At 68.4% G+C, this 12711-nt stretch carries 11 protein-coding genes; 5 read left to right on the top strand and 6 right to left on the bottom strand.

Annotated features, from left to right (window positions below; all coding sequences use genetic code 11):
- Nucleotides 1-86: 86 nt before the first annotated feature.
- Both ACWDMM_RS14520 and ACWDMM_RS14515 read right to left on the bottom strand, forming a co-directional pair.
- Entirely contained in the window at nt 87-1505 is a 1419-nt protein-coding gene (locus tag ACWDMM_RS14520; protein ID WP_397068612.1) for an NlpC/P60 family protein, read from the bottom strand.
- A 418-nt stretch (nt 1506-1923) separates the two neighbouring features.
- Nucleotides 1924-2517, bottom strand: coding sequence for an Rv1476 family membrane protein (locus ACWDMM_RS14515; protein WP_449937753.1), 594 nt, complete (start codon nt 2515-2517; stop codon nt 1924-1926).
- Nucleotides 2518-2803: 286 nt separating this feature from the next.
- On the opposite strand from ACWDMM_RS14515, the gene ACWDMM_RS14510 reads away from it, so the two are divergent.
- Together ACWDMM_RS14510 and ACWDMM_RS14505 are read left to right on the top strand one after the other, a co-directional pair.
- Entirely contained in the window at nt 2804-5623 is a 2820-nt protein-coding gene (locus ACWDMM_RS14510) for an aconitate hydratase (RefSeq protein WP_195080177.1), read from the top strand.
- A gap of 205 nt (nt 5624-5828) precedes the next feature.
- On the top strand, nt 5829-6395 hold the full coding sequence (locus ACWDMM_RS14505) for a TetR/AcrR family transcriptional regulator (protein ID WP_067801764.1): 567 nt from the start codon (nt 5829-5831) through the stop codon (nt 6393-6395).
- 12 nt (nt 6396-6407) lie between these two features.
- On the opposite strand, the gene ACWDMM_RS14500 is transcribed toward ACWDMM_RS14505, so the two are convergent.
- Nucleotides 6408-7202: a hypothetical protein gene (locus ACWDMM_RS14500; RefSeq protein ID WP_195080178.1), complete on the bottom strand. Its 795-nt coding sequence runs from the start codon at nt 7200-7202 to the stop codon at nt 6408-6410.
- A 159-nt stretch (nt 7203-7361) separates the two neighbouring features.
- Nucleotides 7362-7868 carry a MarR family winged helix-turn-helix transcriptional regulator gene (locus tag ACWDMM_RS14495; RefSeq protein WP_195080179.1) on the bottom strand — a complete coding sequence of 169 codons (507 nt, stop codon included), beginning with the start codon at nt 7866-7868 and terminating at the stop codon, nt 7362-7364.
- 71 nt (nt 7869-7939) lie between these two features.
- On the opposite strand from ACWDMM_RS14495, the gene ACWDMM_RS14490 reads away from it, so the two are divergent.
- From ACWDMM_RS14490 to ACWDMM_RS14480, 3 genes are all read left to right on the top strand, one after another.
- Entirely contained in the window at nt 7940-8443 is a 504-nt protein-coding gene (locus ACWDMM_RS14490; RefSeq protein WP_195080180.1) for a cupin domain-containing protein, read from the top strand.
- A 377-nt stretch (nt 8444-8820) separates the two neighbouring features.
- Nucleotides 8821-9276, top strand: coding sequence for a hypothetical protein (locus ACWDMM_RS14485; RefSeq protein ID WP_195080181.1), 456 nt, complete (start codon nt 8821-8823; stop codon nt 9274-9276).
- 44 nt (nt 9277-9320) lie between these two features.
- Nucleotides 9321-10250, top strand: a complete 930-nt coding sequence (locus ACWDMM_RS14480) for a hypothetical protein (protein WP_323123984.1) — start codon at nt 9321-9323, stop codon at nt 10248-10250.
- Between the two features lie 430 nt (nt 10251-10680).
- Here ACWDMM_RS14480 and ACWDMM_RS14475 read toward each other — a convergent pair whose 3' ends face one another.
- Both ACWDMM_RS14475 and ACWDMM_RS14470 read right to left on the bottom strand, forming a co-directional pair.
- Entirely contained in the window at nt 10681-10911 is a 231-nt protein-coding gene (locus ACWDMM_RS14475; RefSeq protein WP_039798685.1) for a helix-turn-helix domain-containing protein, read from the bottom strand.
- An 81-nt stretch (nt 10912-10992) separates the two neighbouring features.
- Complete coding sequence (locus ACWDMM_RS14470) at nt 10993-12624, bottom strand: ABC-F family ATP-binding cassette domain-containing protein (protein ID WP_067801780.1); 1632 nt, start codon at nt 12622-12624, stop codon at nt 10993-10995.
- Nucleotides 12625-12711: the final 87 nt, after the last annotated feature.

The raw sequence follows: 12711 nt of genomic DNA, 5'->3' as shown, positions 1-12711 counted from the left end.
GTAATCACCGCCTGTGCCGCAACCGGACCCGACAGAATGGGAATTCCGCGGTGCCACGGCCGGGCCGAGCACCCGGAATGTCCGGATCAAGAGACGATGCGCACCGCGAACGGCATGATGCCGCCCTCGCGGACGGGGGACACCTTCACCACGTCGCCGGACTCCGGCGCCTCCACCATCTTTCCGTCGCCGAGATACAGCGCCACGTGCTGACTGCCGTTCGGCCCCCAGAACAGCATGTCGCCGCGCTCGCGATCGCCGACCGGCACGCGGGTGCCCGCGTTGTACTGGTAGCCGCTGTAGTGCGGCAGCGATACCCCGATGCCTGCGAACGCGTAGACCATCAGCCCCGAGCAGTCGAAGCCGACTTTGTCGAAGTCCCCGTAACTGTCGGCGACGCCGCCGTCCCGGATGCCTCGCGTCGGCCCGTCCTCGTCGCCGCCACCCCAGGCGTAGGTGACGCCGAGCTGGGACATGGCGCGATCGACCACGATCTCGATCGCCGACGAACCGCCGACATCGGGTGATTTCGGTCGAGGCGCGCTCCGCCGCGGCGGCGGGGAATCGTCCAGTTGGGTGTGCGGGCGCTTGCCCGCGCCGAGTTCGGCCGCGCGATCCTGGGCGGCCCGGTCGGCGGCCGCGCGGGCGGCGGCTGCCGCGGCGGCGGCCCGGACCGCGGCCTCCTCGGCTCTGCGCAACGCGTCCCAGGCGAGGAAGGCCTCGCGCTGATCCTGCAGGCCCGCCACGTTCCGCCGCGCCTGATCCAGGCGGCCCTGCGCGTCCTGGCGCTGCCGCAGCAGGTCGTCGCGCTGGGCGGTCTGCCGGTCGAGTTCGGCCTTGGCGGCGGCGACCGCGTGCTCGGCGTCGGCCTTGCGCGCGGCGGCGACCGCGGCGGCCGCGTCGGCGTCCGACTTCGCCCGCCGCGCGGTGGAGTTCTTGTTGCCTTGGTCGATCTGCGCGCGCCGCAGGCTGTCCAGCACCTGCTGGCGGTTCTTCGACACCAGCGCGAGGAGCTGGGCCCGGTCCAGGGCGACCGCGGGGGTGGCCGCGGCGAGGTAGGTGACCATCGAGTCCGAGCCAGGGTTGGTATAGACCTGCGTGGCGAACTGATCGAAGTTGTGCCGCGCCTGGCCCACCTTCGCCGCGGCGTCGGCCAAGGCGATCTGGGTGTCCACCACCACGGCCGCGGCCGCGTCGGCGGCGTCGCGCGCGTCCTGCAGGTCGACCAGAGCCTTGTTCACGTCCTCCCGGCGCTGCGCGACGGCGTCGTCGAGTTCCCCCAGCTGGTGATCGACCGCGGCGACCTGGTTGATCAGGGACCCGACCTCGGCGACCCCGGCGTCGACCTGCGCTCCGGCCTGCGCGATCTGGCCGTCGCTGGGATTTGGCGGAGGAGGCGGGACAGCCACTACCGGCCCAGCCGTGACCGCTACAGCCACCGAGATCAGCAAACCAACAGCGACCGATAGTCGGCGCCGAGCGATCAGCCCGCCGTCGTTGCGCATCGCACCTCCAAGGGACCGGATACCGGCAATCCTCAAGGCATCAGGCGAACCATGCCGCACTTTGGTCGACAGATGGCCTCTGAAGACACATATTCCCCATCAGGGACGAATCGAACCGTATGACACTTACGTCACTCTCGCCCCCATTTCCTTCATTGCCCGAAATTTGCCAAACTTTGAACTATCTTTCGTAGGCAAAACCAGACCAACCGCTCGGAAAAGTAGCGCTGCGGATGCTGACGCCCCGCTCAACCCCCATATATGACCTCGGGGGTCTTCGCATCCAGCGAAGGCCACAGACCGCTCGGACAGTCGCGTCAGGAAATCCGCCCGGCGATGAACGACACGCCGTTCCGGCGCGCGAGACCTCGAAAACCGACCGGGCCGAGCCCCCGGGCACAGTCGGCGCCGCGTGGCGCTAGTGGGCGCGAGCCTCCAGCGAGCGTTGTTCGGCGGCTCCCCGATCGCTAGCCACCCGCTCCGGCTCCGCGTCGTTCGTCTCCCGCCGCGCCTTGACCCAGTACAGTCCGGCGATGACCGCCACCGTCCCGGCCAGCAGCACGCAGGTGATCGCGGTCCAGGACATCGACTCCGGGGTCTCCAAGCGACTGGCGAAGATGCTCGCGGCTTCCCCGCTCTTGCCCTGCGTGCCCTTGGCGGCGTCCTCGGCCCACTCCAGCCGCACGCGGCTGATCGTGTCGCTGTAGGTGCCCACCCAGTCGTCGCTGAGGACGACCACGGTGCCGTGCTGCGTCTTGCCCACTTCGGTGGCCAGGTCCCGTAGGCTCGAGTCGTGTCCTGGATTGCCGGGGACGACCACGATGCTCAGCGGGACTCCGTGCGATCGCGCCTCCGCGGCGATGGCGGCCAGTTCGGTCTTGTCCTTACCCGTCAGCGTCGCTACGTGATCGTCGGCCAGATCGGCGGTGAGCTTGCGCACGGTGTCGGTGGTGACATTGGGCGGCAATTCGGCGGCCATAGGGGTGAAAACCGAGTTGAGCGGGGCGGTCATCTTCCATCCGGTCTGTCGAGCCGCATCGGCAACCGAAGCGACGGGCATCCAACACTGCAGGGCGAGCAAGATCCCCCTTGCTGGCTCGAATGCACAGTACGCGACGGAGTGTCGCATCCCGCGCGCACGGCACGCCGAACCGCCCCCAGGTGTTTCACAGGACAAGCGTACTGTTAAGGTCGTAGCCGCGAGGAACCGGCGCTCGAGCGGCGCCGGAGCACCTCCGAAGACTCGGCCGCCGGCACAGCCCCGCCGGTGGCCGCCCTCACAGACGAGTGGAGCTGACGTGACGACAAGTATCGATACTTTCGGCGCCAAGGGCACCCTCGAGGTGGGAAGCAACTCCTACGAGATCTTCCGCCTCTCCGCCGTGCCCGGCACCGAGAAACTCCCCTACGCACTGAAGGTCCTCGCGGAGAACCTCCTCCGCACCGAGGACGGCGCCAACATCACCGCCGATCACATCCGCGCCATCGCGAACTGGGATCCGACGGCGCAGCCGAACACCGAGATCCAGTTCACGCCCGCCCGCGTCATCATGCAGGACTTCACCGGCGTGCCGTGCATCGTCGACCTCGCCACCATGCGCGAGGCCGTGGCCACCCTCGGCGGCGACCCGGACAAGGTGAACCCGCTCGCGCCCGCCGAGATGGTCATCGACCACTCCGTCATCATCGACGTCTTCGGCCGCGCCGACGCTTTCGAGCGCAACGTCGACATCGAATACCAGCGCAACGGTGAGCGCTACCAGTTCCTGCGCTGGGGCCAGACCGCGTTCGACGACTTCAAGGTCGTTCCGCCGAGCACCGGCATCGTGCACCAGGTCAACATCGAGCACCTGGCCCGCGTCGTCATGGTCCGCAACGGCCAGGCCTACCCCGACACCTGCGTCGGCACCGACTCGCACACCACCATGGTCAACGGCCTCGGCGTCCTCGGCTGGGGCGTCGGCGGCATCGAGGCCGAGGCGGCAATGCTCGGCCAGCCCGTCTCGATGCTGATCCCGCGCGTCGTCGGCTTCAAGCTGACCGGTGAGATCCAGCCGGGCGTGACCGCCACCGACGTGGTGCTCACCGTCACCGACATGCTGCGCAAGCACGGCGTGGTCGGCAAGTTCGTCGAGTTCTACGGCAAGGGCGTCGCCGAGGTGCCGCTGGCCAACCGCGCCACCCTGGGCAACATGAGCCCCGAATTCGGTTCCACCGCGGCGATCTTCCCGATCGACGACGTGACCGTCGACTACCTGCGCCTGACCGGCCGCTCCGACGAGCAGGTCGCGCTGGTCGAGGCGTACGCCAAGGAGCAGGGCCTCTGGCACGATCCCGACACCGAGCCCGCCTACTCCGAGTACCTCGAGCTGGATCTGAGCACCGTGGTGCCGTCCATCGCGGGCCCGAAGCGCCCGCAGGACCGCATCCTGCTGTCGGAGTCGAAGATCGCCTTCCGCAAGGACATCCACAACTACACCAACGACGCGGAGAGCGGCCCCGCCGCCGACACCCCGCACAGCAAGCTGGACGAGGCCGTCGAGGAGTCCTTCCCGGCCAGCGACCCGGCTGTGCTGTCCTTCGCCGACGACGGCGCCGAGTCGGTTGCGTCGGCCGCCAACGGCGCCGAGGGCCGTCCGTCCAAGCCGGTGCGGGTGCGCAGCGAGGAGTACGGCGACTTCGTGCTCGACCACGGCGCCGTCGTGGTCGCCTCGATCACCTCCTGCACCAACACCTCCAACCCGTCGGTCATGCTCGGCGCCGCCCTGCTGGCCCGTAACGCGGTGGAGAAGGGCCTGACCCGCAAGCCGTGGGTGAAGACCTCCATGGCGCCGGGCTCGCAGGTCGTCAACGGCTACTACGAGAAGGCCGGCCTGTGGCCGTACCTGGACAAGCTGGGCTTCAACCTGGTCGCGTTCGGTTGCGCCACCTGCATCGGCAACACCGGCCCGCTGCCGGAGGAGATCTCCAAGGCGGTCAACGACAACGATCTCACCGTCACCGCGGTGCTGTCGGGCAACCGTAACTTCGAAGGCCGCATCTCCCCCGACGTGAAGATGAACTACCTGGCCTCGCCGCCGCTGGTCATCGCGTACGCGCTCGCGGGAACCATGGACTTCGACTTCGAGAACGACCCGCTGGGCAAGGACACGGAGGGCAACGACGTCTTCCTGAAGGACATCTGGCCCTCGCCGCAGGAGATCCAGGACACCATCGACCGGGTCATCAGCCGCGACATGTTCCTCGAGGACTACAAGGACGTGTTCCGGGGCGACGAGCGCTGGCGCAGCCTGCCCACCCCGGAGGGCAAGACCTTCGAGTGGGACGCCGAGTCGACCTACGTGCGCAAGCCCCCGTACTTCGACGGCATGCCGCAGACGCCGGAGCCGGTCACCGACATCAAGGGCGCCAGGGTGCTGGCGCTGCTGGGCGACTCGGTCACCACCGACCACATCTCCCCGGCGGGCAACATCAAGCCGGGCACCCCGGCCGCGCAGTACCTGGAGGCCAACGGCGTCGAGCGCAAGGACTACAACTCCTACGGCTCGCGGCGCGGCAACCACGAGGTGATGATCCGCGGCACCTTCGCCAACATCCGGCTGCGCAACCAGTTGCTCGACGACGTCTCGGGCGGTTACACCCGCGACTTCACCCAGCCCGGTGGTCCGCAGGCGTTCATCTACGACGCCTCGCAGAACTACCAGGCCGCGGGCATCCCGCTGGTCGTGCTCGGCGGCAAGGAGTACGGTTCTGGCTCCTCGCGCGACTGGGCCGCCAAGGGCACCAGCCTGCTGGGCGTGAAGGCGGTCATCACCGAGTCGTTCGAGCGCATCCACCGCTCCAACCTCATCGGCATGGGCGTCATCCCGCTGCAGTTCCCGGCGGGCGAGTCGGCCGCGTCGCTGAAGCTGGACGGCACCGAGACCTTCGACATCGAGGGCATCACCCAGCTGAACGAGGGTGTCACCCCCAAGACCCTGAAGGTCACCGCCACCAAGGAGAACGGTGACAAGATCACCTTCGACGCGGTGGTTCGCATCGACACCCCCGGTGAGGCCGACTACTACCGCAACGGCGGCATCCTGCAGTACGTGCTGCGCAATATGATCCGGGCCTGATTGCTCCGCCTTCGGCGGCGCGTGTTCGTAGGACTCGCTCCCGGAGGAGTCGCGATCGCGCGGGCGGCGACGGCTCCATGAGCGCCAGTGCTCCGGATCCGTTGTCGCCGGCGCTCGGATCACGCTCGCCTCGCTCGTACTGTGAGAACCCCCGCATCGGTGGACCGCCGATGCGGGGGTCCGTGTTTCCCCGCTGGAGGATTCCGTGCCCAAGGTCAGTGACGATCACCTCGCCGCCCGGCGCAGCCAGATCCTCGACGGAGCGCGCCGCTGCTTCGCCGAGTACGGCTACGACGGCGCCACCGTGCGTCGGCTCGAGGAGGAGATCGGGCTGTCCAGGGGCGCCATCTTCCACCACTTCCGCGACAAGGACGCGTTGTTCTTCGCCCTCGCCCAGGAGGACGCCGAACGCATGGCCGACGTCGCGGCCAATCAGGGCATCGTGCAGGTGATGCGCGACATGCTCGCCCACCCCGAGCAGTTCAACTGGCTCGGAACGCGTTTGGAGATCGCGCGGCGGCTGCGCACCGATCCCGAGTTCCGGGCCGGATGGACCCAGCGTTCGGCCGAACTCACCGCCGCGACCCTGGCCCGCCTGGAACGCCGCAAGGCCGCGGGCGCGCTGCGCGACGACGTGCCGACCGACGTGCTGCTCGGCTACCTCGACCTCGTGCTCGACGGTTTGATCGCCCGCATCGCCTCCGGCCACACCAACGAGAACCTGTCCGCTGTCCTGGATCTGGTCGAAGCCTCCGTCCGCCGCAAGCAGTGACGGCGGCTCCGGCTAGTACGTCGCGTTGAGGTACTCCGCGGCGTGGGTGGTCCACAGGACGTTCGTGCCCGGCATGTTTCGTCCGGAATAGAGCACGTGCTGGCCGTCGGGCCACGGCGTCAGATAGCCGACGACACCGCGCACGGCGGTCGTGTAGCGCCCGAGGTTCGCGATCGGGTCGCGCAGCAGGATTTCGAGCAGTTCGGCGAAGATCAGCGGCGCGACATCGCCGATCCGGGCGCCTTCCACGAAGGAGAACGGCGAGATGCCCACGTCGATGATGCGCAACGGCGAATCCGCCGGGGACGCGGTGATGATGTCGCCCGGGTTGGCGTACTCACGGACGTCGACCGAGGCCGGCCACGCTCCGCGCTGCCCGTGCAGGCCGAACGTATTCGCCGGGCAGAGGTTCGCGACCGACTGCCCGGCTCGGCGCAGCGGATTGGCGATGTTCACCACGAAGGCGATCTCCAGCGGCGAGCCGTCGGTGTTCTGGTACTTTCCCGACCGCACGCCCTCCAGGATCCGGCTGGCGCAGATGCCGCCGAGCGAATAGCTCAGCAGGCCGCAGACATTCGGCGAGTCCTGGATCGCCCGCACGCCTGCGGCGATGCCGAGCCGCACCGACGTCTCCAGCGAAGAACCCCAGACCTCCGGCACGGGGCCGACGGAAGCGGGCCAATCCGGTTCGAAGCAGCTGAACTTGCCGGTGTCGAGTAGTTTGGCGACCTCGTGCAGCATGCCCGCGGGCGTTCCGTCGGAGTTGCGCGGCTCCCCGGTGCCGCGGAGAGTGATGATGTCGATCATCGTGGCCTCCTTGCCCACCGCACCGACCCCTTCGGCACGGAATCTCAAGGTAGAGCAGGGACGCCGTCTCGGCACGAGTATCGGGCTACCTCATCGCGGCACGAGTTCTCGCATGTAAAGCGCGATTCGACGAGCCGAAGGGTGCGTGAGCTACCGCGGCTACGCGTCCGGCTCCATGCTGCTGAGCAGGATGCGCGCGAGCCGGTCCAGTTCCTGTCGTTCCCCCGCGGTGAGCACCGACAGCATCCGCGTCTCGTTGGCGGTGTGCTCGGTGACCACGGTGTCGACCAGTTCCCGCCCCGCGTCGGTGAGCCCGACGCGCACCGCCCTGCGGTCCTGCGGGTCCGCGACGCGCCGCACCAGTCCCGCCGACTCGAGCCGGTCCAGCCGTCCGGTCATGCCCGCCCGCGACAGCATCAGCGTGTCGGCGAGCACCGACGGATTCAGCTCGAACGGCGCGCCCGAACGGCGTAGCGCGGCAAGCACGTCGAACTCGCCGCGCTGCAGGCCGTGCTTGCCGAACACCGCCTCGATCTCCCGCTGAGCCACCAGCAACAGCCTGCCCAGACGTCCGGCCACGGCCATCGCCTCCAGATCGAGGTCGGGTCGTTCCCGCTTCCACTGCGCCACGATCGCGTCCACGGCGTCCGTTTTCCGCTCGGTCATGGACAGGATCTTATTCGCCAGGATATAGTTCGGTGTCGAATTATCAATCACCGAATCAATTGGAGGCTCCGATGACCATTCCCGCCCCGCGCAAGGACGCCGCGATCCGTCAGCCACAGGACGCGGAGACCCTGCGCACCACGTCGGTCACCATGCGCCTGCTGATCGACGCCGAGGAGGCGGGCGGCGGGCTGAGCACGCTGGAGGTGGCGATGGATCGCGGAGCGGACGGCGCGGCGCCGCACTATCACACGCTTTCCGACGAGCTGTTCTATGTCGCGGAAGGCGAACTGGAACTGCTCGCCGGTGACCGCATCGTCACCGTCGGCGCGGGCGGTTCGATCGTGGTCCCGAAATTCATGCCGCACGCCTTCGGCGCCGCACCGGACAGCACCGCGCGAATCCTCATCGCGCTCACGCCCGGTGTGCAGCGCTTCGAGTACTTCCGGCTGCTGGAACGAATCGCCGCGGGCGAATCCCCGCTGACCGATCTGGCCGCCGCGCAGGACGAGTTCGACAATCACTTCGTGGACGCCCCCGCTTGGTGGGCGCAGCGCAACGCGCACCGGAACTGAACTCGGCGCGCGATTCCCGCTCGCCCGCAGCCGATTTCGAGCGAGTCGGGCCCAACATAAGGCGGCGCTGACACGACGCGCGCCCATGCGGTGGCCACGCGCCGGGTGCGCCGATGGGGACGAAAGCACAGATGCACAGCCGCCAATACCGGGCTATGAGCAGCGTCGGCGCATCACCGGAGATCAGCTGTGCGGTTGCTCTGTAAGTATTTCCACGCTACCGGAAAACTTTCGGAACTCGGCCGGTATAGATCGGAATTCCGTTTGCCACGGGCCGCGAAATATCGCGATCCGAGCCGATCGCAGCACATATCGCGATATGATCGCTCACACGCTTGGGGGTCGTGGCAAATCGTGAGCAGATCGGAGAAACGGCTATGACCGACGCAATCCACCTTCCTGGGACGACGCCGAAGGCCGACCGCGTTCCTCCGCTCCAGGGCCTGCTGGTCGCGGAATCGGACCGGCAGATCAGCGTGCGCGTCGCCGAGGGAACGTGGACCTTCAGTCGGTCCGATGTGCTGCGGGTGGTCGATTCCGCCGCGCCGCACGCCGATCAGGACGGGCGTCCGGTGCTGGTGGACATTCGGGCGGGCGCCACCGCCGATTTCACTCGCAGGCTGCGGATCGACCTGGTCGATCGGCCGATGACCATCCCGGAGTCGCCGTCGGAGGCCCTCGGCGACGAGCAGTTGCGTCAGCTCACCGAAACCTGGGCCGACCGCCTGCAACTCGTCGACTGCCCGAGTGCGGGCGGGGCGACGTTCACCTACTGCCAGACCAAGTCGATGAACGGCAGCGACGACGGCATCAACTGCGACAGCCTCGACTGAGCGGCAGGCGGATGACCGCACGCCTGCGCGGTTCGGTCCTGATCGTGTCCGAATCCGATGATCTACACGCCACCGCGATGGCGGCGACGCTGCGAGAACATCACGGGCTCGCTCCGATCCACCTCGACCTTCGCGATTTCCCCCGGGAGTCCGGCAGCTTCCGGCTGGACCGCCTCGGCACCACACGCTCGCTGTCGCACCTGATCGGCCTCGACGACGTGCGGTCGGTGTGGTGGCGGCGCCCGCACCACGCGCAGGTGCCCGCGGGGGTCCGCGCCTCGGACAATGATTTTCGCCAGGCCGAGTGCGACGGATTCATCCAGGGGCTGCTGTGGTCCATCCCCGCCTTCTGGGTCAACGACCCGGGCGCCGACCGCACCGCGGCACGCAAGATCGTCCAGCTGGAGACGGCGCTGCGGGCCGGGTTCGCGGTGCCGGAGACGTTGATCACCAACGATCCCGAGGAGGCGCGCAGCTTCGTCGAATCCAGGCCGGGCCCGGTGGTTTACAAGCGCACCGGCACCAGCAGGGCGGAATTCGCCGAGACCAGGATCATCGGCAGGAACGATTTCGGCAGGCTTGCCGCGATCCGTTCGGCGCCGACCACCTTCCAGGACTACGTCGACGCCACCTGCGATCTGCGCGTGGTCTGGGTGGACGGGGTCGAATGGACCGTGCGCATCGACTCGCAGGCCGGCGTCGGCAAGGTCGACTCCCGCCTGGACACGTCGGTCGACTTCACACGCGATCACCTGCCCGCGTCGGTGAGCAAGTCACTGGCCACGCTGATGGGCGCGCTCGGATTGTCCTTCGGCGTGCTCGACATTCGGCTCGGGCGCGACGGCGAGTACTACTTCCTCGAGGTCAACCCGCAGGGCCAGTTCGCCTACTTGGAGATCAAGACCGGGCTGCCGATCTTCCGCAGCCTGGCCAACCTGCTGGTGGACGGCGACGGCACGGTCGAGGGCTACTGAGCCCGGCCCCAGGGCCGCGGCGCGACCGAGGACCGGAACGCCGCGCCGCGGCGCACGGTGGCGGACTGCGCATCCGACCGCACCGGGACAGCAGCCGCCGAACCTCCGTCGACGGACGGGATTCACCGCCTGCGAAGACCCATGAGTTCGCCGAGAGCATTCCATCGGTCCGCGACCTCGGCGGGCAACTGCGCGCCGATCCGTCCGGCCCGACAGCACCCGGTTCGGCGCGACGACCAGCGGCGACGAGGTGCCCGGATTGCGTTGCGGCGTGGCTCGATCGGCCGGTGGACGTGCGCCCGGCAACCCGGGCATCGACGCCGCCGTGCGGCTCGGCGAGGTAGGTGTCCGGTGCACGGCCGTCGACGTCGATCCGGTCGAGCGCTCGCCCGGGCGGCCGCGTAGCCGCCCGGCGTCACACCGTTACGCGCTATTGGCTCTTGCGGCGATTGGCTCCGCCCCGGCTGCGGAGCTGCACGTGTGACTCCACCAGCACGTTGTGGATGAAGCCGTAGGAGCGGCCGGTGGACCGCGCCAGTGACCGGATGCTCGCACCCGCCTCGTATTGCTTCTTCAGCTGGGTTTGTAGGCGGTCGCGTGACTTCCCGGTGACGCGTGTGCCCTTACCCAATGTGGCCTTGCTTTGTGGCCTGTCGCTCATGGCTTCCTCCGAGTCGCCGAGCAGCGTCTTTCCAGGCTAAGCACTCAGCAGGCCGTGATCAACGGGTACCTGTGATGAATCTCACGCGAGCTGAATAAGTTCCAGGTATTCGGCCGACCAATGGTCTTCCGTCCCGTCCGGGAGCAAGATCACGCGTTCCGGAGACAACGCCTCCGCTGCGCCCGGATCGTGCGTCACCAGCACCACCGCGCCCGCATAGGTGCGCAGGGCGTCGAGCACCTGTTCCCGCGACACCGGGTCCAGATTGTTCGTCGGCTCGTCCAGCAGCAACACGTTCGCCGCCGAGGAGACCAGTCCGGCCAGCGCGAGCCGGGTCTTCTCACCGCCCGACAGCGTGCCCGCGGGCTGGTCGAGCTGCGGACCGGAGAACATGAACGCGCCAAGCAGGCCGCGCAGATCCTGCTCACCCGCGTCCGGCGCGGCGTGGCGGATGTTCTCCCACACGGTGGCGTTGTCGTCGAGGGTGTCGTGCTCCTGGGCGAAGTAGCCGATCTTCAGACCGTGCCCGGGCACCAGACCGCCCGCCGTCGGCTGCTCGACTCCGGCCAGCAGACGCAGCAGCGTCGTCTTGCCCGCGCCGTTGAGCCCGAGCACCACCACCCGGCTACCGCGGTCGATCGCGAGGTCGACGCCGGTGAAGATCTCCAGCGAGCCGTAGACCTTGGTCAGGTTCTCCGCCATCAGCGGCGTCTTGCCGCAGGCCGCCGGCTCGGGGAACTTGATCCGGGCGACCTTGTCGGCGACGCGCACGTCGTCGAGTTCGGCCAGCAGGCGATCGGCGCGCTTGGCCATGTTCTGTGCCGCAGTGGCTTTCGTGGCCTTGGCGCCGAGCTTGGCCGCCTGGGCGCGCAGCGCGCTCGCCTTCTTCTCGGCGTTCGCGCGTTCCCTGCGCCTGCGCTGCTCGTCGGTGGCGCGCGCGTCCAGGTACTTCTTCCAGCCCATGTTGTAGACGTCGGCCTCGCCGCGCACCGCGTCCAGGAACCACACCTTGTTCACCACGTCGGCGAGCAGATCCACGTCGTGGCTGATGACGATCAGACCGCCGTCGTGGTTCTGCAGGAAACCACGCAGCCAGGTGATGGAGTCGGCGTCGAGGTGGTTGGTCGGCTCGTCCAGCAGCAGGATGGTGTCGGAGCGCCCGCCGCTGCCGTCGGAAGCGGCGAACAGGATGCGCGCCAACTCGATTCGGCGCCGCTGACCACCGGAGAGCGTGCGCAACGGCTGGCCGAGCACCCGGTCGGGCAGGCCGAGGCTGTGGCAGATGCGCGCGGCCTCGCTCTCGGCGACGTAACCGCCCAGCGCCGAGAAACGTTCTTCGAGGCGGCCGTACTTGCGCACCGCCTTCTCCCGCTCCTTGTCGTCGGCGACCTCGGCCATCAGCGCCTGCTGCTTCTCCATCTCCCGGATCAGCGTGTCCAGGCCGCGCGCGGACAGCACCCGGTCGCGAGCCAGCACGTCCAGGTTGCCCTCGCGCGGATCCTGCGGTAGATAGCCGATGTCGCTGGAGCGCAGGATCTTGCCCGCGTACGGCTCGCCCTCGCCGGCGAGGATGCGCAACGTGGTGGTCTTCCCCGCGCCGTTGCGCCCGACCAACCCGATCCGGTCGCCCGCCTGCACCCGCAGCGCCGGTCCGGGAGCGGACAGCAGGGTGCGGACTCCGGCCCGGACCTCCAGGTCGGTCGCGGTGATCACAAACTTCTCCTCGGGGGATCGTGGTGCTGGACGCGTGCTCGATTGTGCGAGCCGACGCGCACGAGAACCACCGATTTTACCCGGGAC

The sequence above is a fragment of the Nocardia sp. NPDC003726 genome, from assembly GCF_053586955.1.
The sequence above is the reverse complement of the archived record's forward strand: the minus strand, read 5'-3'. Positions and strand labels throughout refer to the sequence as shown.